The organism is Colwellia sp. D2M02, assembly GCF_018860755.1.
GTDB lineage: Bacteria > Pseudomonadota > Gammaproteobacteria > Enterobacterales > Alteromonadaceae > Colwellia > Colwellia asteriadis.
Genome location: NZ_JAHKPW010000089.1, coordinates 38845 through 65693 on the forward strand (window position 1 = coordinate 38845; position 26849 = coordinate 65693).

At 36.1% G+C, this 26849-nt stretch carries 20 protein-coding genes and 1 tRNA gene; 11 read left to right on the top strand and 10 right to left on the bottom strand.

The window, feature by feature from the left end; all coding sequences use genetic code 11:
* Positions 1-65 precede the first annotated feature (65 nt).
* The 7 genes from KO495_RS16810 (at position 66) to KO495_RS16840 (ending at position 6680) form a co-directional block, all read left to right on the top strand.
* A complete protein-coding gene (locus KO495_RS16810; RefSeq protein WP_215981567.1) occupies positions 66-614 on the top strand; it encodes a TIGR00725 family protein in 549 nt (182 codons plus the stop codon).
* Positions 611-1576: a hypothetical protein gene (locus KO495_RS16815; protein ID WP_215981568.1), complete on the top strand. Its 966-nt coding sequence runs from the start codon at positions 611-613 to the stop codon at positions 1574-1576. Before KO495_RS16810 ends, KO495_RS16815 begins: the two co-directional genes overlap by 4 nt.
* Complete coding sequence (locus KO495_RS16820; RefSeq protein ID WP_215981569.1) at positions 1569-2372, top strand: polysaccharide deacetylase family protein; 804 nt, start codon at positions 1569-1571, stop codon at positions 2370-2372. The genes KO495_RS16815 and KO495_RS16820 overlap by 8 nt, the downstream gene beginning before the upstream one ends.
* Complete coding sequence (locus tag KO495_RS16825; RefSeq protein WP_215981570.1) at positions 2359-3039, top strand: arylamine N-acetyltransferase; 681 nt, start codon at positions 2359-2361, stop codon at positions 3037-3039. The genes KO495_RS16820 and KO495_RS16825 overlap by 14 nt, the downstream gene beginning before the upstream one ends.
* Before the next feature lie 77 nt (positions 3040-3116).
* Positions 3117-4535: an asparagine synthase-related protein gene (locus tag KO495_RS16830; RefSeq protein ID WP_252739035.1), complete on the top strand. Its 1419-nt coding sequence runs from the start codon at positions 3117-3119 to the stop codon at positions 4533-4535.
* 32 nt (positions 4536-4567) lie between these two features.
* Positions 4568-5455, top strand: coding sequence for a M20/M25/M40 family metallo-hydrolase (locus KO495_RS16835; RefSeq protein WP_252739036.1), 888 nt, complete (start codon positions 4568-4570; stop codon positions 5453-5455).
* Positions 5445-6680, top strand: a complete 1236-nt coding sequence (locus tag KO495_RS16840) for a hypothetical protein (RefSeq protein WP_215981572.1) — start codon at positions 5445-5447, stop codon at positions 6678-6680. Before KO495_RS16835 ends, KO495_RS16840 begins: the two co-directional genes overlap by 11 nt.
* 602 nt (positions 6681-7282) lie before the next feature.
* Here the strand turns inward: KO495_RS16840 and KO495_RS16845 are convergent.
* The 3 genes from KO495_RS16845 to KO495_RS16855 all read right to left on the bottom strand — a co-directional run bounded on the left by KO495_RS16845 (position 7283) and on the right by KO495_RS16855 (position 11003).
* Complete coding sequence (locus tag KO495_RS16845; protein ID WP_215981573.1) at positions 7283-9772, bottom strand: UvrD-helicase domain-containing protein; 2490 nt, start codon at positions 9770-9772, stop codon at positions 7283-7285.
* 129 nt (positions 9773-9901) lie between these two features.
* Entirely contained in the window at positions 9902-10555 is a 654-nt protein-coding gene (locus KO495_RS16850; protein ID WP_215981574.1) for a thioredoxin domain-containing protein, read from the bottom strand.
* Positions 10548-11003, bottom strand: a complete 456-nt coding sequence (locus tag KO495_RS16855; RefSeq protein WP_215981575.1) for a disulfide bond formation protein B — start codon at positions 11001-11003, stop codon at positions 10548-10550. The genes KO495_RS16850 and KO495_RS16855 overlap by 8 nt, the downstream gene beginning before the upstream one ends.
* Before the next feature lie 290 nt (positions 11004-11293).
* On the opposite strand from KO495_RS16855, the gene KO495_RS16860 reads away from it, so the two are divergent.
* The gene (locus tag KO495_RS16860) at positions 11294-12202 is read left to right on the top strand and encodes a tyrosine-type recombinase/integrase (protein ID WP_215981576.1); all 909 of its coding nucleotides are present in this window, start codon (positions 11294-11296) and stop codon (positions 12200-12202) included.
* A 28-nt stretch (positions 12203-12230) separates the two neighbouring features.
* On the opposite strand, the gene KO495_RS16865 is transcribed toward KO495_RS16860, so the two are convergent.
* The 4 genes from KO495_RS16865 to yejK all read right to left on the bottom strand — a co-directional run bounded on the left by KO495_RS16865 (position 12231) and on the right by yejK (position 16503).
* The gene (locus tag KO495_RS16865) at positions 12231-13124 is read right to left on the bottom strand and encodes a M23 family metallopeptidase (RefSeq protein ID WP_215981577.1); all 894 of its coding nucleotides are present in this window, start codon (positions 13122-13124) and stop codon (positions 12231-12233) included.
* Positions 13117-14004, bottom strand: a complete 888-nt coding sequence (locus KO495_RS16870) for a 6-carboxytetrahydropterin synthase (protein WP_215981578.1) — start codon at positions 14002-14004, stop codon at positions 13117-13119. Before KO495_RS16870 ends, KO495_RS16865 begins: the two co-directional genes overlap by 8 nt.
* Before the next feature lie 114 nt (positions 14005-14118).
* The gene (pyrC, locus tag KO495_RS16875) at positions 14119-15159 is read right to left on the bottom strand and encodes a dihydroorotase (protein ID WP_215981579.1); all 1041 of its coding nucleotides are present in this window, start codon (positions 15157-15159) and stop codon (positions 14119-14121) included.
* Between the two features lie 261 nt (positions 15160-15420).
* On the bottom strand, positions 15421-16503 hold the full coding sequence (yejK, locus tag KO495_RS16880) for a nucleoid-associated protein YejK (RefSeq protein WP_215981580.1): 1083 nt from the start codon (positions 16501-16503) through the stop codon (positions 15421-15423).
* A gap of 122 nt (positions 16504-16625) precedes the next feature.
* Here yejK and KO495_RS16885 point away from each other — a divergent pair, with 122 nt between their 5' ends.
* From KO495_RS16885 to KO495_RS16895, 3 genes are all read left to right on the top strand, one after another.
* Positions 16626-16832, top strand: coding sequence for a DUF1414 domain-containing protein (locus KO495_RS16885; RefSeq protein ID WP_215981581.1), 207 nt, complete (start codon positions 16626-16628; stop codon positions 16830-16832).
* Between the two features lie 84 nt (positions 16833-16916).
* On the top strand, positions 16917-18629 hold the full coding sequence (locus tag KO495_RS16890) for a DUF3413 domain-containing protein (RefSeq protein WP_215981582.1): 1713 nt from the start codon (positions 16917-16919) through the stop codon (positions 18627-18629).
* 141 nt (positions 18630-18770) lie between these two features.
* Positions 18771-18847: transfer RNA gene (locus KO495_RS16895), tRNA-Pro, on the top strand.
* A 229-nt stretch (positions 18848-19076) separates the two neighbouring features.
* Here the strand turns inward: KO495_RS16895 and KO495_RS16900 are convergent.
* From KO495_RS16900 to KO495_RS16910, 3 genes are all read right to left on the bottom strand, one after another.
* Positions 19077-22223, bottom strand: coding sequence for a response regulator (locus tag KO495_RS16900; RefSeq protein WP_215981583.1), 3147 nt, complete (start codon positions 22221-22223; stop codon positions 19077-19079).
* 280 nt (positions 22224-22503) lie between these two features.
* Positions 22504-23853 (bottom strand): metallophosphoesterase, encoded by a 1350-nt coding sequence (locus KO495_RS16905; protein ID WP_252739037.1) that lies wholly within the window; start codon positions 23851-23853, stop codon positions 22504-22506.
* Positions 23854-24013: 160 nt separating this feature from the next.
* Complete coding sequence (locus tag KO495_RS16910; protein WP_215981584.1) at positions 24014-26812, bottom strand: TonB-dependent receptor; 2799 nt, start codon at positions 26810-26812, stop codon at positions 24014-24016.
* Positions 26813-26849: the final 37 nt, after the last annotated feature.

Genomic DNA, 26849 nt, shown 5'->3' on the forward strand with positions numbered 1-26849 from the left:
TTTAATCAAGTAAAATATGATGAATATCAAGAAGGAATTACTTAAATATATTAACGGAGTTTAATTTGCTATTCCCTCAAGTTGCAGTTGTAGGCAACGCTAGAATCACTTCTGACAATATAAAAATTTTATCCGAACAAGTTGGACAAATAATCAGCGAACTCGGTTTCAATCTTGTTTGTGGTGGATTAGGTGGAGTAATGGAAGCTGCATGCTTTGGTCACCATTCTGTTTCAAATAATAACAAATGTATAGGAGTACTCCCATCCTATGATGAAAGAACAGCTAATCCCTATATTGATATAGTGATTCCATCTGGGTTAGATATTGGAAGGAATCAGCTTGTTGTAGCGAGTGGGTTTGCTGTTGTTGTTATCGGTGGTGGTTCAGGAACACTAAGTGAAATAGCATTAGCTTCACAAATAGGTAAGCATATTTTACTTATGAAAGGTTCAGGTGGTTGGGCGGACAAGCTAACAGAAGAGTATTTGGATCACCGTCAAAACTCTAAATTGTACCATATAACTAATTTACAACAGCTTCGCACAACGCTAGTAGAACTTTCTCAGAAAGAAGTTAAATCAGGCAGTATTGATAGTGGTCATAATAGATGAAACTCCTGATCCCAGTTAGTTATTTTTTTAATCAGCCTCGTAGCGAAATTTGGCAACTAGATACAGAAACTAAGACAAAAACGCTAGAGTTTAAATTACCTAATAATCCCCTGCCGGTAAAAGGTAAAGGCATTACTTGTCTATCATGGCTTGATTCAGAAACACTTGTAGGTTGTGATTTTAATAGTGTTTTTCTGGTAGATTGGACCTTAAAAAAAGTTATTAAAGTTAGCCAAGCTGCTGACTTTAATGACTTACATCATTTACGTGTTAATTTTCAAAGCATTGTCGTTGCTAATACAGGTAGAGATCGTCTCGAAATTTTAGATAATCAGCTTCGCCATATCGACAATATCGACTTGTTATCTGCTGAGGAAGTAGATACTCGTTTAAATGGAAATTATAAATTAACTGGCGACTATTATGATAGCGATATATCACATAAACCTTTTAATCAACGTAAAGTACCTGACAAATATCACGTTAATCATGTAATGCAAGATAGTAAGCTACTAAACAACCAAGTTATTGCGACAAGTTTTAAAAGAAAAGTACTTTTAAATGCACAAACACTCGAAGTTGTAAGTAACGAGCTTCCAACAGCACCTCATGATGGGGTTATTTATAACGAATTTATATGGGTTACTACGGTTTCTGGTCAGGTTTATCGTTCTCGAAATTCGATACCTTTTGAATTTGTTCCATTTTATAACCTTTTTAAACACGCGAAGTTTAAAGGATGGTGCCGAGGGTTGTTAATTGAAGGCAATGACATGTTTATTGCTATTACCGCTGTTTACGAAAGCAGCGACAGAACAAACTGGTTAGACTGTTCCATCGATAATACCAAATCAGGTATCTATCAAATCGACTTAACGACCTTAGAAATTAAACACTTTTTTGATTTTAGCCACGAAGACGGTTCGCGGTTGTTTTCCATAATTTTGAATCAACATGCCTAGTCAACCAAGAATATATATGCTTCATAGGGTTTTGAAATCTTACGACCCCAATAATTACTATTTTCATCGCAATACTGCCATCAGTTGGGAAAGGTTCTTAAATCTGTTAGATGAAATCCAAGGAAACGGATGGACCACTCGACCAATATCTTATATTTCCTCAGGCTACACTAGCAGAGATATCTTTATTACTTTTGATGATGGGTATAGTGATAACAGAGAAGCATTAGACGAAATACTTAGAAGAGGTATGCTCGCTACAGTTTATCCTGCTAGGGATTTTGTAAAAAATAGATTTTCTCCCATTGATGATATGGCTCACCATTTAATGGCTGAGCCAGTTATCTCAAAAGAAATAGGTGAATCGCTATTAAATGGTCGCTTAAAAAAAATACTTAGGGCAATCTCTGCACCAAGATACCGATATTTAAGAAATAAATGGTTTGGAATAGAGCAAGATGCTATGAATCCTTTTTTATTTATGACTGAAGAATTACTTTTACACTACAGTAAGTTAGGAGTTGAGGTGGGAATTCATGGAAGTAGCCATAGAGTTTTCACACAATTACCAAAAAGCTCACTGATGAATGAAATTACTGATAGTGTCAATTGGATTTTAAATCTCACAAATATTTATCCAAAGTCTATTTGTTTTCCTCATGGTAAGCATGACATTGAAGTTGTTGCGTTATCTTTAAAGCATACAAACCTATTATTAGGTGTTGAAGGTGGCAGCTTTTGCACTCCTGTACTTCCAAGAATCCATATTAAAGAACACGAAAATGTTAGAACCTGATAAGACTTTGCTATGCACACTTAGGCGTCAATTTGAAACCTTTCCTTTTCATAACTTAGGGCAACTTCTCGCAAAAGAAACTTGTATTGGAGGCACTTGCTTTGACCAAGCATTAAAATTAAAACATGATTTAATAAAGTTGGGTTACGAAGCTTCAATACATGAAGCTATAGTTTGCTTAACTGGAGATAAATCTCATCGTCTAGTTAAAGTTGAAAACAGCAAGAACATTAGTTTTCTGGATGCGGGCTCTGGATGGCCAACTCTTTATCAAGCGCATAGCCGACAAAAGCAATATATATCTCAAGTTGCCAGTATTCAATTTCGCATTACCAAAAAGTCAAACAACCTTTTGATAGAGCGTTATGATGAGGTTTCTTGGCGTGAGATGAACAGGATCTCCATTATCCCTCAGCAAGAAGCTGTTATCATAGCAAAGTACAAAAGACGTTATTTACAGCCACTACCTTATGACAATGAATTAAGGTTTTGTTGGCTAGAACAGCAGAAATTTCATCGGATTACTGGTAGTACCTTGAGGGTTTTTGAATCTAATAAAGAGACTAAACGAGTTAATTTAAGCTCTACTGATATAGTCAAACACGTAAACAACTTCTTTCCAGAACTAGTTTCTGATTTAAGTTTGTATTTAGAGAGATTCCAATAATGTGCGGTTTCGTTGTATCAATAACTAAAACTAAATGTATCAATACGCCCGATAGGTGTATTGGTCAAGATATATTATTGCGTGGTGAAGACTCTGTCACATCAACGATAACTTCTGTCGGTGGCTTTTATATCAAAATAGAGTTTGCTCACTTATTTATTACAACACCAAGTGTTGTTCAACCTATTCAGAATTTAAAGAAAACATTAGTGATTAATGGAGAAATATATAATTACCATGAAATGGCAGAGTTGCTAGGTCTTGACGCTAGTTTAACCAATGATTCCGATGTCTTTTTTCAGTATATTAATAAGTTTGGTTTAAAGAAAGCACTTACCGTGGCTAACGGGATGTTTTCTGGTGTATTAATAAATAATGAGACAGGTCAATTCGATTTATTCACCGACCATTTAGGAAAAAAACCTCTCATCATTTGGAACAGTCTGTACGGTTGGCATATTGGTACAGGTATAGATTCAAACCTATTCAAGGAAGAAACGAATAACTTGCGAGTTTTGTCACCAGGTAGTTATGAATTTCATTGTGAAAACGGAAACTTAACGTCAAAGTTTCGATATAAAAACGAAAATTCATTGGACGCACATGCTAGTTTATCTAAACTACTAGAGTCATCTATATCATTAAGAACAAATACGAAAAAACCTTTTGCTATTGCTCTGAGTGGAGGGTTAGATAGTTCTATAATTGCCGCTATTGTAGAAACAAAATTACATTTAAAGCCCCAATATTATGTCGTAGGATCTTCGTTTCCAGACAAAGTTATAGAGTTAGCTAAACATTTAAACATTCCTAACAATCGGTTAGTACTAGTTCCACCACCAACTCAAAGCAACTTTAAAGAACTCTTATTTCAAACATGTAAAATAACAAAGAGTTTTAACCCTTCTATAGTCTCAAATGGATTATCAACTCTTCTGCTTTGCCAAGCTATTAAAAATGATGGCTTTAGGATTCTACTTTCAGGTGAAGGAGCTGATGAATTCTTTTGTGGCTATCAAGGGATGTATAACGGTAGCAACAACCCTGAAAAGATGCGTTCATCACTGGTTAAAAATTTATATTTTACTGAATTACGTCGACTAGATTTAATTAGTGCTAGTTGTAGTGTTGAGGTTCGCTGCCCGTTTTTGGATAAAAGAGTGACTCAATTTGCTCTTTGCTTGAATGCTAAAGATTTATGTTGTGTAACAGAGAGTACAGGTAAAATTAAACTGCGAAACGAATTCACTGGTCTTTTACCTGACTCTATAGTTCATGCACCTAAAGAGCCATTTGATATCACCGCTGGAATTCAAAAACTTGTAATTGACGAATTAAGTAATATATCTAGTTCTGAGCGAGATGCACTAGAAATAGTTTTTAGTGAAGTATTTGGTGATACACCATTGAAATATCACCCATATTTTTCACATTACCCTGCATTTGATAAGATGATTGACAATAGAAAACGTAAATATGAACTAACTTACAATTAATTTATAAGTATAAAAACAGTTCCCTAAATGAAATGGCATTAATGCCCAATGTATATAACCCAAATATGGCTGCAATTTTGAATTCCGAATTATCAATTTTTAGAAAGTTTATACATATACCCTCTTACGTTAAACATCCGACAGGTAATATTGAAGCAATAAACTTCATTACTAGTCACCTTGAAAGCATAGGCTTTAAAATTCAAATTAGAGGGGATGAATTGTCTGAGCAACCAACTATTGTTGCAAAATATTTAGGACATAAAAGTAATCGAAAAGTGGTTATTTATGGCCATTATGACGTTGCTTTAGTAAAAGATTCAAAAAACTGGGTTTCTGATGATCCGTTTACTTTGGAAGAAGTCGAAGGCAGAGTTTACGGTAGAGGAATTGCTGACAATAAAGGGCCTCTACTTTCTCGTATACAAGCTATTACTGAACTTATAAAGTCTGATAAGCCTGTACCTCAAATATTATGGTTAATTCAAGGGGAAGAAGAAATAATTGAAGGCGAAAGAGTGGCGCATAAGGTATTCAAGAATGAAATCCCTTCTTTTGGTGCTAATCTATACATTGAAGAAACTGGCTTTAACGATTTAGTAACGAATGAGCAAATCGCTTTCTTGTGGTCACGTTCTGTTCCAGAAAAACAGTTATATAAGTGGCACTCCTTGCTCAATAACTCGCTAAACCAACCTAGAATTGAATTCAGACATTTGAATAAACTAAATGGGATAGAAGCATGTCCCCTTTTATCTAATCTTCCTCAAAATTCCATTTATATTGGATTTGGTCCAAATGATAAATTACACAACATACATCAAGATAATGAATCTTTAGCTAAATCAAAACTATTACAGCATAAAAATCAGTTCAAGAAATTCATTACCTTATTTGCAGAGGCTACAGATGTGGAGTGACAAATTAGTTTATGTAGTATTAGCGACTGCTGAGCCACAACGAGCATTACGTTTAATAGAGAGTATGAAGAAGCATCTGCCAAACTATAGAGTTATATCTTCGTTATTACTTATCGGAAAAGCCGAAAGATTAGAGCAAGCTCCTTTAAATGCTAGTGTTAATGTTATTGATCATCTCTCATATTACCCTTCAATCTCTGAGAGCAGAAATATTTGCCAATCATATCTACGTATTCAGATGAATGAAAAAAGTGGTATAGGCCTAGTTCTAGATGATGATTTAATATGGACGATGTCTGAAGAAAGTTTTACTCCTCTTGTTGAAGAATTAAAGCACTTAAAATGTGACATGGCTTTTGGCGCTTTATCTGGTGATGCACCAATTCCTAAAGAGTATACGAGAGCAAGTCCTTTATTGGATGTTATAATAGCCATCAATAATAATTGCTATTACAAAAAGACGAAGAATATAGAGAATTATGTTGCTTCGGTTAGCTTACAGGACCGTAGCAATGTAACTACAAATAGACATCATGATTATTATTCTTTTAAACCTGAGAAATTTAATGCACAACAAGTCCTCATTGAAAAACTAGATTGGTCAGAATTCATAATTAATTTAGCTCATGGCAAAATAACTACCAGATTGATGGAGTTACCCGATGAAATTAAACCAGCAACAGGCCGAGAAAGAGGCGGCTCTACATTAATATTCAATTCTGATGTTTTGCTATGTAAGAACGACTCTATTTCTTGCTTGGGAATAACGAGTCGTAGAGGTGATATGTTGATGGCATCAGAAGCTCACTTTTTAGGCTTCAATTTGTTTAACGTTCCTTCATTTTTATCTCATCAAAGAGAGGAGTCTTTTGATTCTCATGACTATAAAAAACTTATTGGAGACATTATTGGTTATTCAATAGTTGAATATAAAACAGATAATCGCAACTCCCCCAAATCATTCATCGGACATTTAACTTCGCGAATCAACACAACCATATTTATTCTTAAAGAAACAACAACGATGTTATCTGTGTTAAAGGACTGGCTAAACGATAACAAAAATCTAAATGAAGAAATATCTTTTGCTATATCAACGATGATAGAAGAAAACTCTATTTCCATAAATTATTTACAAAGTTTTGATATTCAAGCTGCAATTGAGCCATTTAATAAATTGATGAATAAGAAGACTTGGTCAAGCTCACAATGCTTAGTAGGTTAAATGCAGCATTTAATAAGTAATTTGAAATTATAAACATATTTCTTGGGCCTTAAACCTAGACATTATTAGCATTTGTATATATTGTATTTATATACCTGCGATTTCTCGCAGCCCTTGCTATGTATGGATTTCGTAGTCTGACATTGAAGATCTAGTCGTTAACTTGCAAACGCTATGAAGATCTAACTGTTAGCTTGCAAAGAGTAGAAAAAGATCTTTGCAGAATCCTCGTAAGTTATTGAATCTAAAAAGCACAAGATCTACTTCTTAACTTGGATTAACATTACTTTGATGTATTTAATGTTATTCCAGTAATTGGTCTATTAACTTATAAATTACTGCTTATAAGTGGCTACTTATAATTTAGGCACTTAGCAGGATAAGTACTTTTGTTTATGCGCTTTATCGTTTTTTATTGGATGATTATTATACTTTTTTGGTGACGCTACGTGGCTAAAATAGTTTTTTGTGACTCCTACTGCGTTATTTTTTACGTAGCGTCACCTTAAAATTACTCCATTTTAATCTGATACTTGTTTTACGTTCTTTCAAATGGTGTTTAGAATTACGCGCTAGTGTTTTTCTTTATGGTAACTTTACTTTTACATTAGCTCTATGCTTGAACGTTGTTCATTAAAGTATGTTGATGCTACTTGAATATTGTAATTACCGCTAAGCAACTCGTTAATAAACTCGGATGTGTTTTCTTGACTGGCAATAATATGTGCTTGGTATTTTGCTCGTGTTAAACCAACATAAAGTAAACGACGTTCTTCAGAGTTAGGAAAATCGTCAGCGCTTGGTAATAAAGCTTCAACAAGTACATCATTTTTATTCTTTGCGGGAAAACCGAAATCACTATTATCAAAACTTAATAAAATAACATAGTCTGCTTCAAGTCCTTTAGCATTATGATAAGTCCAAAAAAATATTTGGCTTTCTAAAAAGCTATGACTGTTTGAACTTTGTTGTTTAATTTTTTCGTGTAAACTCGTTAATTGAAATCGATAACGAGCAATTACCGCAATACTTGCTTGTGGTGATCTCTTCAAAATATTTTTAATTAAGTTAAGCGCTTTATCGTAATAGCTTTTTTTATTGTGATGCTCAGTATAATCATCGTGTAGAAAAACTTGTGGCTGACTGACTTGTTCATGAGTAACTATATGCTTTTTATATTGTTCAGGGTTTTTCATGACAAACTGCCCAGCGACTTCTGCAATACTATTATTATAACGAAACGTTTTTTGTAATTTTGACAATGAATATCTGCCCACTAATTTTTCAAATTGAGTTGTTAGTGTTAAGTCTCCACCAGAAAAACGATAGATAGATTGCCAATCATCACCAACGGCCGTTAATTTTACTTGGTGTCCTTGTGTTATTAACGCATCCAATAGTTGATATCGCGCATTAGAAATATCTTGAAATTCATCAACTAATATATGAGACCACTGCGGTATTAACATTTTTTGAGTGACGACATCATAGGCATTATTGATCATGTCATCAAAATCAATCGTCTTTTGTTGGTGTAACTCTTCGCTATAAGCTTTTGTTATTTTTACTAATATATCAGTATGGATTTCACTGTTTACAATATTAGCATGAACAAAACGTGTCTTTATTTCACGGGGTGAAAGTCGTTCAGTACGCTGTGCTTGTAAGCACGGTTGGTAGCGTTCAACAGCCAGTTTCATTAAACCACAATCAGTAAAGTGCTTAATAAGCGTATTTTTGTAACGACTATTTTGTTGATATTGATTAACTAGCTCATCCGTATTTTTTAAGTGAGGAATAATTATTTTAAGTTGCTGTTCAATACTTTTTTGATCGAAACCTTTATTTTGATTAAAGCGGTTTATCATTTTCTTATTTGGATAATCTAAGACTATGATGCGCCCTAACCCTTTATTATTGTCAAATGCTACCTTGATATTTTCTGAGGTTAAATGAAAAGAGCCATGTTGTTGTAGTAACTCATATTTGAAATCAATTTCATTAATAAACAAAAGGTTAGAAATTAAAAACTCCTGGTACGTTCTCATTTTATCCCCCGACAAGGTAAGATAAATAGGCGCTAATGAAGTATTATCAGGCATATATAATGTGCTAAGTAACTGATAGAAAAAGTTTATGTCCTGCTTTATTGCTTGGTTTAACCAAAGCGTCAACCAGCTTGTCTGTTTATTTGCATCATTGGCAAAAATCGATAGCGCAGTTGGTAAATTACACTGGGTTAAAATAAAACGCGCTAAACCATGAAAAGTCATAATGTGAGGCGTTAGCGGTGAGTTATTATTAGCAAGCTTATGAGTATTTTTATTAAAACGTGCCGTTAGTTCACTTGCCGCCGCTTTGTTATAAGCCAAAATTAAAATTTTGTCGGCTGAGGTTGTTTTTCTGTCAATTAAGTCGAGCGCTTTTGCTACCATAACCGAGGTTTTTCCGGTGCCTGCAGCGGCTAAAATTAAATTTTTATCGTTATCTCGTATTACAGCTAATCGTTGCTCGATGGTTAATGGGTTTGATTCGATTACATCATAAAATTGTTTTCGAGCTTGTAATGTCGCTTGCTCATAATTATGACGTAATGCAGCAGATAATTTTTCTATCGTGTTGAAGTTTAATAGCTTTTTAAATACGTCAATACTTTCACTATAAATATTTTTATGCCAAACATCTTGATTATTACGATAATTATTGAGTAATGGCAGTAATTGCTCAGCAAGTATATTAAGCGACGAGTCTCGTAAAAACTCATCAAAAGCGAGCTTTTTTAATGTTATTTGGATGGCTTTTAGTTTCGCCAATATAATAGGCTGTATATTTTTTGCTAGTGCTTCACTAAAGGCTTTGGCTTGAGTCGATTTTAAAAAGCGTATTTGCGTATTGTTATAATCGCCTAAATAAATAGTACTATGTAAATAGCTTTGTTGAATTTGTGGAAAGCCAACAAAGGTTGAAAAATGATAGGATTTACTTGCGCCTAACTTAAAGTACGCAACAACAGCATTATCATTCAATTGTGCATACTTTAAATAAGTAAAAAAATTACCAATACTTGATGGGTAAGCCGTTATTACAGACATTGAAATAGAAAAGCCTTGGGGGAAAGAAAAAAGGATGGCTTAACCACCCTACTTTTACCGGTTTATTCCCATCATAAGATTATAAATAAAAATTTATGATGGGTTTTAGATAACGTTTTCAATGAGTTATTATTGATTGTATGCTTGAGATATTGCCTCATCGACAAGTTTCACTAACGGCTCATAACCAAAGTTAATCAATGGCTTACCATTAACAAAGAACTGTGGCGTTGCTCTTACTTTTAACATTTTTCCATCGTTAATATCTTTAGCTATCGCCTCACTTACTTGCTCGCTTTGTTGGTCAAGTGTTAGTTGAGTAGCGTCTAACTTCAATCGTTGCAAAGCGATTAACGCGAGCTCTGGCTGAGCAACATGATGTTGCACCCAATTATTTTGGTTTTTATATAATAATTCAACAGCTGGCCAAAACTTGCCTTGTAAATGCGCGGCTTCAAGTATTTTAACCACTTGATCTGAGCCTTGGTGTAATGGCGCATAACGTTTTACTAGCTTAATTTTACCAGGGTTATTTTTCATGATGCGATTTACTAAAGGGTAAAACTGGCGGCATGTTTCACAAGCGGGATCAAAAAACTCAACAATAGTGACTTTGGCATCAGCACTGCCTTTAAAAGGTGCATTATCACGCGTTAGCCATTGTGCGTCTTGTGTTGTTTGCGCTTGTATTTTACTTTGCTCATTATTAAATATACTTACCGCGACAATAAAAGCAGTACAAAGAATAATGATAGTGCTAATAAAAAGTGTTTTTTTATTCATGGTTGTTTCTCGATGATTGAAGGTAAGCAATAAACAATAATAAGCCGATTAGCGTAAACGTTAATAAAGACATCAGTGGAATATTTAAAAAACCCAATAAATTAATATGTGTTTCTGAGCAAGGTATTCCTTGTACGCAAGGTTGGGCTGATTTAGGGATAATACCAGCAACTAGCAGCACATGATATAAAGCAACAAGCCAACCAAAAGTGACTAAGCTACTAATATAACGAATAATTTTTTCATCATAAGGAAATAATGCCAGTGGCATTACAATCACTAATGGGTAAAGTGCAATACGCTGATACCAACATAATACACAAACAGGTAACTTAACTATTTCACTTAAAAATAAGCTGATGAGTGTGGCTGCTGTGGCAATAATCCATACAGAAAACAGCAAATACCAGGCAGTAGCGGCTTGTTTATTTTGTGCTATGTTGTTCATGTTTTCTCAGTGTTTTTACAGTGATTTTCCCAAAATATAGCGGCATATATACTCGCATAATTTTAATATACCTTCTTGATTGATAAAGGCATATTAATTATTTGAACGCTATATTAACATAACTTATTTATGCTGATGTAGCATTTACTGAATTAACTCCCGTTTGAACTAGCACGGGCATATATTAATGATTTCTGTTAATCTATATTTAAAAGTAAGCGGTATAATTCAATAGCTTTTGGCGTTAAACAGCTTGCTTGACCTACTAAAACTTAAGAATATTAACAGCCATGACCTTTACTTCATTATCAAATAAAACAGCCTCTGACATTTACTTGTTATCTTTGCAATCAAAACAAAGTCGGGTCACTATGGCATCTTTATTAAACGTGGTTGCTTATAAGTTTGATAACAAAAAGAACCATCAATCTGTTGATTGGTCAAAACTTCACTATGAAAAAATTCTGATGTTGCTATCTGACTTGTCAGATGAAGGTAAGTCCCCTGCTACGATTAATGTTTACCTATCAGCCCTTAAAGGCGTTGCTAAAGAAGCTTGGCGTAAAAAGCAACTTGATGTTGAAAGCTATCAGCATATTAAAGAAATTAGACGTATTAAAGGCTCTCGAAGTATTAAAGGTCGAGCTCTTGAGCTTGATGAATTAAATACGTTAATCGATTATTGCATGTCACAAGAAGGCGTTATTGCGATGCGTGATGCTGCCGTTATTGCTTTAGTATATGGTGCAGGTTTGCGACGACATGAGGCTGCTGGTCTAATGTTGTCAGACTTAGATGTTGATCAAGGCACTATTAAAGTACTCGGTAAAGGTAACAAAGAACGAGTTAATGCCTTACATAACCGTAATTTAGATATTATTCATACTTGGTTAGATGAGCGAGGTTTAGAGCCTGGGCCATTATTTTTACGAGCCCGAAAAGGTAATCGTTTAGTTAATGAGCCTATTTCTGGGCAGACTATTTACGATATTATTATTCGTCGTTATAAAGAAGCTGGACTAAAACGGTTAACTCCCCATGATTTGCGTAGAACCTTTGCCACTAAGCTATTAGAGAATGGCGAAGATGTTTTTCTGGTACAAGATTTGATGGGACATTCGTCGGTGGAAACAACAAAAAATTATGATAGACGTGATGAAAAAGCGAAAACAAAGGCAGCAAAAGCGCTACCTTTTTAAGTGATTTGATCAGTTAATCTAGCTAATGTTAGTTAACCGAGGTGTTAATTGGCTTAATTTTTAATACCAGTGCAGGGTCTATTTTTACGTCGAACCAATTAATTCGCCAATCTAAATGAGGTCCTGTGGTGCGTCCGCTGTTACCGACGGCAGCAATAACTTGCCCTTGTTCAACCATATCCCCTTGTTTTACATAAGATTTACTTAAATGTAAAAATGTTGAGCTGATGCCATGACCATGTTCAATAATCATAGTACCACCCGAGTAAAACATATCGGGCACCCAAAGTAGTACTTTACCAGCCGCAGGTGCTTTTACCGGATCGCCAATTTTACCAGCATAATCTAAACCAAAGTGTGGTCTTTTCTTCACGCCGTTAAAAACGCGTTGACTGCCATACACGCCAGTTATGGTGCCATCAATTGGCGCAATAAAACCACCGGCAAAGCTAGTTAAATCGGTACTAATAGTACGCGCTGCTTTTACTTGCTTACTATCTTTGGCTGAGCGCTTTACCGCTTGAGGGTTCGGCTTCATAATACTTTTTTTAATACCTTCAATACGCTGAATGTTATATTCGCGTTTTTTCGGCGTAAGTATTTTTTCTACCCGATCACCATTAACATTACTAATAGCTAAGGTATAACTATCAACATCATCACGAGAAAAACCAAAGGTATAATCTCCATCTGCTGATAGAGGTAATTTCTTATCGTTTAAAGTGACGGTATTACCAACCGATGTTTTACCTACAAGTAAGCCACCTTGCTCAACAACACCTGCGAGCTTAATACTCGGCTTATTATTATCTAATGCAAAAGCACTCGTACTGATAGATAATGTACTAATACTAAACGTTGCAATATAAGCAGAAAAAGCGATGTTTTTAGCGACTTTTGTTAAACCGTTAAATTTAGCCATTAACAATTGCTCCTTTTGCTACCCCTTCATAAGCAATTACCTTAACTGCTTTATTAGCTAATTCAGGCATTGCTTTTAATTGTCGAACAATAAAGTCAGCAAGTAGCTCGACCGTTGAATCACAATCAACCACATCTAAAATATTACTTGGTACGGCAATATCAAAACGACCTTGCGGTGCATGATAACTAAAGTATTGGTGATCGGGTGTTAAATCATTTTGTGCCTGAGTAGATAACTGAATATCAGCAGCATCAATACGATCAGCCTCACTAGCAATATAGATATCTTGCCAGCGTTGACACCATAGCTTTTCAAGCGCGGTGTCTTTAATACCATCAACAAAAATTTGTATTTTTGAGCGATGACCATGAGCAATACGCTGACAATTACCATCATGAAGCTTTAAACCATGAGTGTAATGGTAATAGTCATTATGCATTACCTCTGGTCGCAACGTTAAAGTTAAGCCTTCAACATTGGTTGGTAATTGCGCTTTAATAATGGCAGTTAAATGGCGAGTTACATCAGTAATATTAATGGTTAAACTATCAACTGGCGCAAATGCACACTGAGGTGATTGTAAATGATAGCTACCAACAGCACTGGTAAAGTCAATCACTTGATGGTTTTCATTATGTGGTGACTCGGCCAATATTACAGATTTTTCTTGCATCGGTAATAAAAGTTTATGATCTACGGCATCATCAATAATGGCTTTTATTTGCTTTTTAACAACGGCAAAATCAAGCACCATGCTCATTTCATTAAGTGAGCCGTCAAGTAATACATCAACTATCCAACTTTCACCTACAATACCGCGCTCTACACACAAATATGAAAAATCAATAACGGTAAGATCATCTACAAATAATTGCATTTTTTTCCTTAATTTACGTTTGGCTCTCTACTTAAATATTTTTGCACAAACAGTGGTTAACGATAACGTTAAATTGTTATCGCAAACGTCACTTAACTATTTACTCGACCAAAGTTAGTCTTGTACTTGCCATAATATTTCTTCGTTAGCACGCACAGGTACAACAACATCACTACCAAAGCTCATAGTTTCAGGCACTGACCATGACTTTTTAACGAGGGTTATTTTATCGTTATTTACAGGTAATTGATAAAAGTTTGGTCCATTTAAGCTGGCAAATGCTTCTAATTGATCGAGCGCGTTCTCTTGCTCAAATACTTCAGCATATAACTCAATTGCAGCGTGAGCAGAATAAACACCAGCACAGCCACAAGCTGATTCTTTAGCGTGCTGAGCATGTGGCGCAGAATCTGTGCCTAAGAAAAATTTATTGCTACCACTGGTAGCCGCTTTAATTAAAGCATGTTGATGAATGTTACGCTTTAAAATAGGTAAACAAAAATAATGTGGGCGAATACCGCCAACTAACATATCGTTACGGTTATAAAGTAAATGGTGCACAGTAATTGTTGCGGCAATATTGTCACCGGCACTTTCAACAAAATCGACAGCATTTTTTGTTGTAATATGCTCTAACACGATACGTAGTAATGGGTATTTTGCGACTAAAGGCTTTAAAATTGTATCAATAAAAACTTGTTCACGATCGAAAATATCAATTTCACAGCTGGTTACTTCGCCATGAATAAGTAATGGCATTCCTACCGATTGCATCGCCGCAAAAACATCGGCTAACTTAGCAACATCAGTTACCCCTGATGATGAGTTAGTTGTAGCACCTGCGGGATATAATTTAGCAGCAAAAACTAAACCTGACTCTTTGGCTTCGATAATATCTTGAGCACTGGTTTGGTCAGTTAAATAAAGTACCATTAGCGGCTTAAAATGGGCGCTAGGATTTTGCGCCATAATGCGTTCATAATAAGCGGTTGCTGCTTTCACTTCCGTTACTGGAGGCACTAAATTAGGCATAACGATAGCACGTCCAAAGTAACGGCTAATATCGGTAACGGTATTATTTAGTACTTCGCCATCACGTAAATGTACATGCCAATCATCAGGACGTGTAATAGTTAAAGTTGTTGTACTTGTCATTTTTTGCTCCACTTATCTATATTCAATTCTTTAGCAGTAAATGAATGCAAAGCCAAAGAATGTATTTTGTAATGAATGTTTAACGAATATTTTTTACTACTTCAAGGGTATATAATAGTTTAACGCACCACTTCACCGACATTGTTAATAATTTACTTACCCGTTAACGAAAAATAATAATCAATTGATTTAAAAGGCAATAAAAAGTAACGCGTAACTTGTTGGTGGTATAAAAAGTGTTACTATGCACAATAAATGTGCTTAAAAGTCTTCATTATTTTCAGGTGATTTATTACTTTCTAATAATGCCAGTAACTGCTCTTTTAAATTTGGCGGCACTTTATAAATGGTTAATGAATCATTATGCGGATTATACACTACATCTTCGCCAAAGTGACTACGCTCAAAGCTCAAACTGATGCCATTACCATAACCTGAATACTTAGTGATTTTATTGACCACAGCTTGCTCGTGCGGAAACGACTCTTCAATAGGATATGACTGCGCTTGACAGAATTGATAAAAGTCTTGCTCGCCCTCTCCTGATTCAATCACTTTACCTAACTCTTGTATTGATACATCTTGCGAGCTCGCTTTTTGCTCTTTACAGTAGTTAAGTAAATCTTTACGGGTTTTTTGTTTTTCACCTGCGTCTAATTGATTAACCGCCACATAATCTTCAACCGCTTGTACTAATGTTTGGGTTTGCTCTTTAGCATTTAAGCCTTCTTCACAACCTAAAAAATCTAAGAAAAAGTCTGAAACTTTACGCCCTGCACGACCTTTAATAAATGAAATATAACGATTACCCGTACTATTTTGTTGGTAGTCAAACAAATCAATACGTGCTGCTAATTGCAGTTTATTGGTATCTAAATGCTGCGCTGCTGAAATATTAAGTTCACCATCAACGCTGTAATGCTCAGAAATAGGAATAACGGCAACCAGTAAATAGCGCCCTCCCATATATTCATAATGACAAACTACTAAATAGCCTGTTTCTGCTAAATCGTATTTCTCAATTTCATTTTTTAAGACATTTGCCGCTTGCGTACTGAAAGTGTAAAAGTCTTGTTGCTCACCTAAGTAACTTTCCATTAAATCGACAAAACGTGCGGCATCACCTTCGCTCGGCATAGCGTTAAAGCTACCATAAGCTTTACTGCCCTTTGCATTATAAATGGCATGTAAACCGTCAACAAAATTACTAATTTTCTGATTGTATTGATTTAACTCACCGTCCCCATTATGCAAACTTTTAGGACCTAAGCGCAGTACCACTTCACCGGTTTCTTCTTTTTTAGTGAGAAAATGTAGTGCAATATTTGAAATAATTAAGCTCATAGTTATATTTTATCTTCAATTTTAGAAAGTATGTGTTGATGTCGACGCTAATGTTTATATTAAATTGTGCAGGCATTTGATAAACTAGGATAATTAAATTTATCATTAGCGAACTACTTATTATGCCTATTGTATCGAAATATTCGAATGAACGTGTAGAAAAAATTATCCAAGAGTTATTAGACGTGTTAGTAAACGAAGAAGCGACACCCGATTTAGCCCTTATGTGTTTAGGTAATACTATTACTAACGTGCTTGCTAACGTACCTGAAGCCAAAAGAGCTGCGGTTGTTGACAATTTTACTCGAGCATTAAAGCAATCTATTTAAACCTCGTTATTTAATAAGCTTTATTTTGTAACGTTTAATTAGCGTACCTATTTCACTTACCTAACACAGAGAAAATACAGTTCAATGGTTTCTTTTGACACAAAAAGCTATAGCAAAAAACTATTACAATTAATCAGTTGGAGCCATTGGTTCACTTTTTTCAATATTATCGCCGCAATTGCCCTTTCTTCTTATTATGTTTTCAATGAAACGGCACCAACAACGATTTTAGGTTATTTGTATGTATTAACCACTTGGGTCAGTCATATCGCATTTTTAACCTTTATGAGCTTTGTGTTAATACTGTTTCCGCTTATATTAATTTTTCCTCATACACGCTTTATACGAACAAGCGGCTCCATTATATTTACCATTGGTTTATTACTGCTAATACTTGATGCCTTTATTTATAGCCGCTTAGGTTATCATTTGAATGCCTCATCAAGTGAACAAATTATTGGATTAATTAAAGATATAGCGCAACAAAGTGTTATGTTTTATGCCATTAGTGGTGCTCTCGCCATTATTATTTTAAGCTTTCAGTTCACGGCCAGTAATTATGCGTGGAAACACTTAAAACAATTACAGAAAACCACCTTTACACATTTTGTAATTTTTGGTTTTGTTGCCTCTTTCTTTTTTAGCCACTTAACCCATGTTTGGGCCGATGCTAATTTAGAATATGATATTTTACGTCAAGATACGGTATTACCCTTATCGTACCCAGCTACCGCTAAAACCTTATTAACCAAGTACGACTTATTTAATATTGATGATTATAACGAGCGAAAAAACAGCCCGTTATCGTTTACAAAAACAATACCTAATTACCCTACGTTAGCCTCAAGCCAATGCAGCGCGGTTGATACCCAGCATTCAGTTTTTCTTATTTTAACTGACGCGCAAATTTCAGCAGAACAAATTCAGCACTTTACTCAACGAGCAACGGCTAACACCTTGGAGCTAAGCCAAAATATAGATACCGGTTTAACTGAAGAGTCTTGGTTTAATTTGCTCTACTCCTTACCGAGTATTTATCAGCAAGATATTCTCAAACAAGGCGAGCAGCCGTTACTGTTTCAACAAATTGCGCAGCAAAAATTAGCAACGAGCTTAACAATTATCAATAAAGATACTTATGAAAGTACTCGAGATAGTGCTAATACCACCAATGAACCGTTATGGTTTAATGCCCTATTTACAGACGTATCAAAATTAACGGATGTTTCAAGCTTATTATTTGCCAAAAAACTGAATAATAAACCCGCTGGTTTACACGTTTTTTACTTTAAAAATTCACCGAATAATAACCAGTACCAGTTTGAATTATTTATTGAAGCATTGTTACTGGCGCAGAAGCAAAAAACTGATAAAGATACGGTATGGATCAGCGCTATTGGTAATGCTCGTGATGAAATGCGCTTAGCGACTAAGCCCGCTTTACTTATTCAACAAAGCCCTTTAAACACCTCAACACAGCATAAAAAGCTTAGCCATAATACAAGTCTTATGGATTTACAACCAACCTTAATGAAAAATTGGTTAGGCTGTGATTTACCCGTACCAGCATTTGCTAATGGCAGCGATTTAATAACGTTAAATAAAGATCGCATTATTGCCAATACTACTGCGCAAGGTATTATTGTTTTTGATAAGGATAAGTCAGCATTTATAGATCAATTGGGTAATTTTCAAAGTTACTCTACGCAATTATCTGCACCAATTACGATTAATGCAGACTTTCCGTTAATGATTGATGGTGTACATTTTATTAAGCAATTTAGCGCGCAACAATAAAAACGAGCAATACGAATAAAAAGCAAACAAAAAGTAAGTTAAGGTGATATTTTTCATTGCATTACCGATGTAAATCATTATGATACCTCTCACAAATGCAGCGACAGTTTTTCTCCCCAGCTTACTGTAGTATTTGTATTTCGGGGTATAGCGCAGCTTGGTAGCGCGTGCGTCTGGGGGACGTGAGGTCGCAAGTTCGAATCTTGCTACTCCGACCATATTAATGAATTAAGACGTCCTAGGGCGTCTTTTTTTATGCCTAACTACCACTAACCTAACTACCACTAAAATATTATCAAACAGCCTATCTTTATGTTTATTATTGTCTTTTGATGTTAATGACCTATATCAAGAATTAAACGAATTTAATTAATCGTTTTGATCACTTAGCCTTCTTACTAATGTCTTCTTAGGTATTAAGTTTGTTAATGTGAGAGCAAATCAGCCCTAGTGTAAGTAGCGTTGCAATACTTGCACTATTACGTCTTTATTAATGGGTTTGCTAATATAATCATTCATTCCCGCTTCTAGACATTTTTCTTGATCGCCCAACATCGCATTAGCAGTCATTGCTGTAATTGGAATTTGTTGATATCGCTCGCCGGCATCACCTTGTCGTATAGCTCCAGTTGCTTGATAACCGTCCATCTCAGGCATTTGGCAGTCCATAAAAATAAAGGTAAATGGGGTATCTTGGCTTGACCCATTAAGTGTATTGATCGCATCAATACCATTGACAGCAATTTCACATTCAAGACCGATCTTTTGCAGTACACCTTTAGCGACCATTTGATTCACTCGGTTATCTTCTACCAGCAAGATCCGGGTATTATCAGGCCAATCATAAGCTAGTGCTAGATCGGTTGGCTTTTGGTACTCGATAATCTCGTTCGTTTGTTGCTCATTATCTGGCTCAGCGGGTATTTTGTCTGTAAAAAATCGTTCAATGACACTATGTAAATCTTTAATGGTTACTGGTTTAGGGAAATAATAATCAACACCTAAGTCACTTAAGTGTTTAGGCGTAACCAATGCCGACATAGGCGTCATCAAAGCAACCTTAAAACTAGGGATAGATAAGTTAGCGCGCAGTTTGCTAATAACATTTTCACCGCTAACAGCAAACAAATCATAACTGATCAATATCAATTCAATGGGTTGTTTTTGCTCAACTTGCTTTTGACAAAGATCCATTACACTTTGTTCGTCATAAGCGGCTTGTGCTGGCATTTGCCACTGCTGTAATTGCTTGGTAATAATATCGGCATTATGTTTATTAGCATCAACAACTAACGTAGCTCGTTTTTGATAGTCAAACTGCGGTTGACTCCCCTGATCTTGCTCTGGTTTATCAACGACTAAGACACAGGTAAAGGTTGAACCTTGATCAGCAACACTACTCAGCGTAATACTTCCCGACATTTTTTCACACAGTTTTTTTACAATGGCTAAACCTAAACCTGTACCACCAAACTGCCGAGTTGTTGAAGCGTCTACTTGGCTAAACGCTGAAAATAATAAATGATGTTTTTCCTGGGGAATGCCAATACCACTATCAGAAACCGTTATGGTTAACTTATACTTTGATGAGGTATGTTCTTGTTGCAAGACTCGCAACATCACCTCGCCTTTGGCGGTAAACTTAATCGCATTACTGACTAAGTTAGTCAGTATTTGTCGAATGCGGTAGGCATCGCCAATAATGAGACGTTGTTTAACGTCAACCATATCAAGGATAAGTTCTAAGCCTTTATCTTGCGCTGTTTGCGCCATTGAATCGGCAAAGCCACCAAGCAAGTCGATTAAATCAAATTCTCGCTGCTCTAAGTTTAACCGATTTGCATCAATTTTAGAGAAATCGAGCACATCATTGATTAAGCTAAGTAATGATTCGGCACTATCTTTGGCGATTTCAATTCGATGACTTTGCTCTTTCGTTAAGGTGGTACCTTTTAACAACGACAACATTCCAATAACACCATTCATTGGCGTACGAATTTCATGACTCATACTAGCTAAAAACTCATTTTTAGCTTTCACAGCCAATTCAGCCATTTCTTTTGCTTGTAGTAGAGCTTGCTTATTTCTCTCTGAAGATAATTCTGAATTAAGCCAGTTTGAAAAGAGTTGAATAAACTCTAATTCACGCTCACTAAACGGCCGGCCCAAAGGCTCTGGCGATGAAAAATTTAATGTACCAAAACGTTTACCTTCAACAATTAACGGCACACCAATATAACTTTCTAGTCCGAAATTTTGATAACACGGATGAGTATTTATATGGCTATTACCCGCATGATGAAACGCTGTAGGTTGATCGGCTGATAATGTATGTACGCAATAGGTATTACCAAGTTCGAAGGTCATTCCTGTCTTCAATTCATCATTAGGAGACTGACAATAGACTACTTTATATTCTTTATCGGTAATTTCACTAACAATAGCCAAAGGGAGGTTAAAAATTTCACGGCCCAATGCCAATAACTTTGTCACTTTTTCGTCAATATTTAGTGCAACTGAAGAGGTTATTCGATGTAGTTGGTTAAGTGCAAATTCCGTTTGCTTAATGCCACTAATATCATTTTGAATAACAATAAAAGAAGCGATGCGCTTATTAAGCTCTTTTAATGGCACAATAGTTGTATCTAGCCACAGTTGTCGACCACCTTTAATCTTATTGAGTGACTCTCCACGCCAATATTCTTGCTTAACACACACTCTGAAAATATCTTCGTAATCTTGTTGTCGATAAATGTCGCCACACACTAAAAATACGCTTTTACCAATAATTTCTTGCGGTTGATACTGATAAAACTCAGCAAAACGTTGATTAGCATAAGTAATATTCCCTTTCATATTAACGCGATAAACTATTGCATGTTTATTGATCGCAAACTTAAACTCTTCATTAAGATTTTTACTGATTAATAACTCTTGATAGTTACTGGCAATATGGCGCTGCATAGGTAAAAACACCAGCCGATAAATCAGCAGCAACACTACCAAGACACTAAACCATATTACTACTTGAGTATTTTTCAAGGTATCCTGGTTGGCGTTAGCCTCTTGCTTCAATAGTTGAACAGCATGATCAAGGTTAATCAGCAATTGTTCTACCAATTTTTCGTCAAACTGTTTTTTTATGATTAAATAGGCTCGCTGTGGCTTGTTTTCTTCAGAGAGCCGCTGTGCCGCATCAACATAGAACTGTACTTTGTTATCAAGATTTTCTGGATTATCAAAATATAGCAGAGTCAGTTTTTCTGATATTGTGCTTTGATTTTTTTTGGCATAGTCAGCCAAAAACAACTGATTAGCGGCAAGTTTATCTGCGGCATAAACTAAAGTTTTTCGCACCTCGTTATTTTGTACGCCATCTTTAATCGCTTGATAGTGGCGTACAGCATTAAGCGCAATTTTTTGTGAGAGCATGCGTTGACTACCCGCAATATCAATAATCTGAGCGACTTTACGCTGTTGCTCAGATAAGGTAATTACTCCATAAAATGAGCCACTCACTAAGAGAGCGACTAAGGTAGTCGCAATCCATATTTGCTTTTTTACTTGTTGTTGTAATTGTTGCGTTTTTGCCATATCAGGTAAGTTAGATTAGCTCATTAAGCTATTATTTAAAGAGTATGATCAAACTTTAGCTTAGTATTAACTGCTTTGCAGTAAAAAGTATCTATATTATTGATAAAGCTAATAAAGCTCTTCGAGGTAAAACTGGACTGACTATATTGAAAACTTTACAAGGTTGAAAAACGATTCGGGGCGAAAAATTTAGCTCAAACCTAAACTGACAAGGTACCTAATAACTAACTAAGTAACTGGGTAACTGCCAGCTTAGACCTGAACTTATATCATGTTCGCCTTAGAAACTGCGGTGCTCAAAACTAAATGCTGATTCAGTGATAAGCTCGCCACTGCCGTTTTGTGGCGTTGAATAAAACGTGACCTGTAAGGTATCATTTTTATTATTTAAGGTGACACTAGAAAAACCCCAAGTAAAACTTTTAGACCACAGTAGCTGATATTGTGGATAGCGCTTCGCTTGTTGCTCTGCAAATGGTGTATGTTTGCCACGCATTTTTGATGCTGCACCACTGATAATAAGCGGTAAAGGTGAATTTTCTGTTTCGCTGTCATACAGTGAACAATCATCGCTCAGTAGTTCCAAATCATGTTCATGACCCGCAATATAAGCATCAGCATACTGACAAAGGTTAGGTAAAATAAGCTTTCTTAATACATGCCCTTCATCATATTTAGTGCCTCCAATTGACCACAAAATATGATGACCATAAACAATTTTCCACTTTGCGGTTGAGTTTTTAAGCCCTTGCTCAAGCCACTTTAGTTGCGTTATATCTTCACCATTAAGCGGTAATTCGTGGGAGCTATGATGCTCTAGTTCAGCTTTACCTTCTTTTACAGCAAGCGCTATATTCTGTTCACTACCGTCAGGGTTTAATGGCACTTCATAAAAAGTTTGTCCTGACAGTAACATGTTGGTATCAAGTACAAAAAACTCAACATCATTACCAGGTTCACCTTGAGTATAACTGTAATACCCTTTGGCATCTAAATGAAAATTAGCCTGCTCAGCCATCCACTGGGTTTGTAAAGCAACACCTTTGCGCGATGACTTCCAATCATGATTTCCTAAGGCTGAATAAATAACTAGCTCAGGGCTCTGTGATAATAACGGTTTAAGTGGCGCTAACAGTAAATCGTCCATGCGTTTTTGATCGTCTTTACCATCATTAGCATCAGCGCCATCAGGGTAAATATTATCTCCCAACTGTATCGCAAAATCACATGCTTTACGTTGACATAAACTTGCCATAGCTTGACCTACCGCATAAGAGCCACCTTGTTCAATAGTACTATTGGTTTCTGGTATTATGTATAACGGTGGCGTTTCAAATTCCTCAATAGGTCTATGCTCCTCAAGCCATTCTTGGCGCTCATTATTTATGTACTGCTGTTTGCTAAGGCGTTTTTCAACGTCCTTTAATTTAGGGTAGTCGACATGATAGCCGCCATCACCAAAAGCAATAAAGGTGATGTTTTTAGGGGTATTACTAGTCGGATCCTCTACACTACTTATTGTTTGCTCAGTACTACAAGCAAGCAAGTTAGTCGTTAATAAAACAGCGTAAAAGCTCATTAACTTGGGAAAGCGTGTCGTGTTAACGATATGGTATTTTGAAGTGTTCAACGTTGTAGTGCTCTGTTTTGATATATTGAATATAGATTTGGTCATAGTGAATATTGTTAAGTTTAAAAGTAAAAAATTAAAAGCACTGAAAGGCTAGCTTAATGAGTATTGATTAAACTAGCCAACTGATTTTGGTGCTATGAAAGTGTCGTTACAACACTTATAACGAGGTGATTGTGAAACCTAGTTCAAATGAGCTACCGTATTCTTCATATTGATAATTGAAGTTTTGCTGACCATGGTAAAGATAGTACGGTTCATTGGTTAGGTTAACCGCATTGAAATACACTTGCATGTTTTGTGAAATATAGTATTTGGCACTAAAGTCTATTTGCATGTGTGTATCTTCATAAACAGCACTATCACCATCATCAAACTGATAGTTTTCGCTGGTGTAGTTAGCACTCAAACGTGTACTAAAATGATTGTTTTCAAAGCCAACAATAATATTGGCAATAGTATCGGCTTGATTAGGCAATTTATCATCAGCATCAATAAAGGTGCCATTTGCGCCTAACATAAGGCCAGATTGAAAGTTTTTATTCCATGCTAATTCAATGCCGGTTAATGAAGCGCTGCCACCATTAACATGTTGAATAACTTCATCAAATCCATCCCAATCGCCATTATCTTGTACTTCTTGTTGAATAATAAAATTATCAATGTCTTTATAAAATAATCCTGCTGATAAAACACCAATATGACCCGGGTAGTATTCAATTGAAAAGTCTACATTATTTGACTCATAAGGGTTTAACTCAGGGTTACCTACTTCTGCCTTACGTTCAGTTTCAATAACACCGTCATCTTGTGCTACTTCCGTTTCAATAATTTGATAAGCGGCTGAGTTGCCAAAAGAAGGACGCGCAATAGTTTGCGTTAGCGCAAAACGCGCAACAAGTTTGTCGCTGGCATCATAGCGAATGTTTAAGCTAGGTAAAATATGGTTGTAATCTTTGTCGACCAACCATGGGGTAATATTGACGGTATCATCGCCATTAACGTCATCAACGGTTAATTCAACTTTATTACCTTGGGTTTCAAACGTGGTGCCTTCATAACGAAGCCCTGTAACAATATGCCACTTTTCAATATCAAGAGTTATCATCGCATACGCTGACAATATATCTTCGCTACTTTGATAACTTTGCCCTGCTGTATCAATACTTGAGTCGAGCTCATTTTTTTCAAACTGACTAATATTGCTCATAACATAACTATGCACTGCCGATTGCGAAAGGCCTGGTCCAAAATCACCCAAGCCATAATCAGGGCTATTCGCGCCAAACGCTTGAGCAGTCACATCATTAAATCCACCATCGTAAACGGCAAGGTTAACACGGCTGAATTTATCTCTATTTTGGTATTTTGCTCCAAATTTAAATTCACCATTGTAATTATTAAAAACAAAGTCTTTTGATAAGTCTATGCGTACGCTAATTTCTTCATCTTCTGTCAGGTTATTTGCATACTCAACGCTATCAAGCTCGAAATTGCTCAGTTGATGAGCCGCTGCAGATTGTGTTAACTGTGGATAAGGGCCACTACTGATATAGCCTAGAGTTAAATCTTTAGCCGCAAATGAAGCATCTACTCGGTCTGGCTCACGCTCTGTTGATTTTGAATAACCCGCACTGTATTCGATTAACCAATCATTTAATTGATTTTCACCGCCAACCACAAAAGACAAAATATCTTGCTCTTCGTAGCGATCTTTGGTGTCACGATCCATGTCTGCATCAACAAATTGTGCGCTTGAGTTAGTAACTGAGTTTAAGTCAACATTGCCTTTAGCAAATTTGTATTCATTTCGTTGACGGTATTCATCATCTGAAAATTGGCTGTAAAGTGTTCTCAAATAATATTTATCAGCCGATGAAGTGTGTAAATCAAAGTTTAGTGCTGCGCCAAGTCGCTCTCTTGTTATTTGATAATGACGCTGCTCAACTTCTTCTGCGCCAAATATCTCAACTTCATTACCGGTGTTAGCGTCATCAAGTTCATAGTTTGCCCAACCACCATCGGTTTCAGCATTATGTGAGCCAAAAGTGCGCTCAAACCAAGAAACAGCAGTAGCCACACCTAGTTGATAACCTGATGACAACGCAAAAGTATCGCTGAAGCTGCCTGATAATTTAGGGCTGTAATCTTCGGTTTGTTCGTTGTATGAGCCTTGCGCCGTGAAACTGTAACTTTTCCCTTCGCGATCAAATGCACTTAAGCTTTTTACTTCAATGGAGCCACCAACAGCACTGGCGTCCATATCGGGTGTAACCGTTTTACTGACTTCTAAACTTTGTACCAGCTCACTTGGAATAACATCCATCGCGACACTACGAACACCTGACTCGGGTGAAGGTACATTAACACCGTTAATAGATACGTTGTTCAAGTTAGGGTCTATACCGCGAATGCTAACAAAGCGCCCTTCACCTTGGTCACGTTTAATTAACATACCCGGTAAACGCTGAAGTGCTTCTGCTGCATTTTGATCAGGTAATTGTCCAATAGCGTCTGCACTGACAACCGATTTAAGGTTGCTCGCATTTTTCTGACGGTTTATTGCCCCAGCCTGTCCGGCTCTTTGCCCATAAACAATAACATTTTCCATGTTTGAGTTTGATGAACTAATCGCATAATTTTGCTGTGTTATTTTGCCATCAACAACGGTCACCTCTCTTTCAATGGTCGATGCTCCAATATATTCAATGCTCAGCGTGTAAACACCTTCTGGAATGTTATTAAAACGGAAGGTACCATCACGATCACTAACGGCCGTAAGTTTCAACTCTTTCAGTTGAATTTTAGCGCCTTCAAAATAAACGGTATTATTTTCATCTGTAATACGCCCTTCTACCGACGATGGTGCACCAAAAACGCTAGGTGAAAGAAGAGCCGCCGAACAAGCTAAGGCAATAGCGGTTTTATGAAAGTTTTTTTTCGGTTGAACAGTAGGCATAGTGTGATCTCAGTTTTATTTAGTAATGTGGATTTAG

Coding starts and splice junctions, on each gene's coding strand:
- pyrC (WP_215981579.1), bottom strand. CDS start 15,159: ATGACAAGTACAACAACTTTAACTATTACACGTCCTGATGATTGGCAT.
- KO495_RS16815 (WP_215981568.1), top strand. CDS start 611: ATGAAACTCCTGATCCCAGTTAGTTATTTTTTTAATCAGCCTCGTAGC.
- KO495_RS16910 (WP_215981584.1), bottom strand. CDS start 26,812: ATGCCTACTGTTCAACCGAAAAAAAACTTTCATAAAACCGCTATTGCC.
- KO495_RS16820 (WP_215981569.1), top strand. CDS start 1,569: ATGCCTAGTCAACCAAGAATATATATGCTTCATAGGGTTTTGAAATCT.
- KO495_RS16860 (WP_215981576.1), top strand. CDS start 11,294: ATGACCTTTACTTCATTATCAAATAAAACAGCCTCTGACATTTACTTG.
- KO495_RS16890 (WP_215981582.1), top strand. CDS start 16,917: ATGGTTTCTTTTGACACAAAAAGCTATAGCAAAAAACTATTACAATTA.
- KO495_RS16845 (WP_215981573.1), bottom strand. CDS start 9,772: ATGTCTGTAATAACGGCTTACCCATCAAGTATTGGTAATTTTTTTACT.
- KO495_RS16850 (WP_215981574.1), bottom strand. CDS start 10,555: ATGAATAAAAAAACACTTTTTATTAGCACTATCATTATTCTTTGTACT.
- KO495_RS16870 (WP_215981578.1), bottom strand. CDS start 14,004: ATGCAATTATTTGTAGATGATCTTACCGTTATTGATTTTTCATATTTG.
- yejK (WP_215981580.1), bottom strand. CDS start 16,503: ATGAGCTTAATTATTTCAAATATTGCACTACATTTTCTCACTAAAAAA.
- KO495_RS16835 (WP_252739036.1), top strand. CDS start 4,568: ATGGCATTAATGCCCAATGTATATAACCCAAATATGGCTGCAATTTTG.
- KO495_RS16840 (WP_215981572.1), top strand. CDS start 5,445: ATGTGGAGTGACAAATTAGTTTATGTAGTATTAGCGACTGCTGAGCCA.
- KO495_RS16900 (WP_215981583.1), bottom strand. CDS start 22,223: ATGGCAAAAACGCAACAATTACAACAACAAGTAAAAAAGCAAATATGG.
- KO495_RS16825 (WP_215981570.1), top strand. CDS start 2,359: ATGTTAGAACCTGATAAGACTTTGCTATGCACACTTAGGCGTCAATTT.
- KO495_RS16885 (WP_215981581.1), top strand. CDS start 16,626: ATGCCTATTGTATCGAAATATTCGAATGAACGTGTAGAAAAAATTATC.
- KO495_RS16865 (WP_215981577.1), bottom strand. CDS start 13,124: ATGGCTAAATTTAACGGTTTAACAAAAGTCGCTAAAAACATCGCTTTT.
- KO495_RS16855 (WP_215981575.1), bottom strand. CDS start 11,003: ATGAACAACATAGCACAAAATAAACAAGCCGCTACTGCCTGGTATTTG.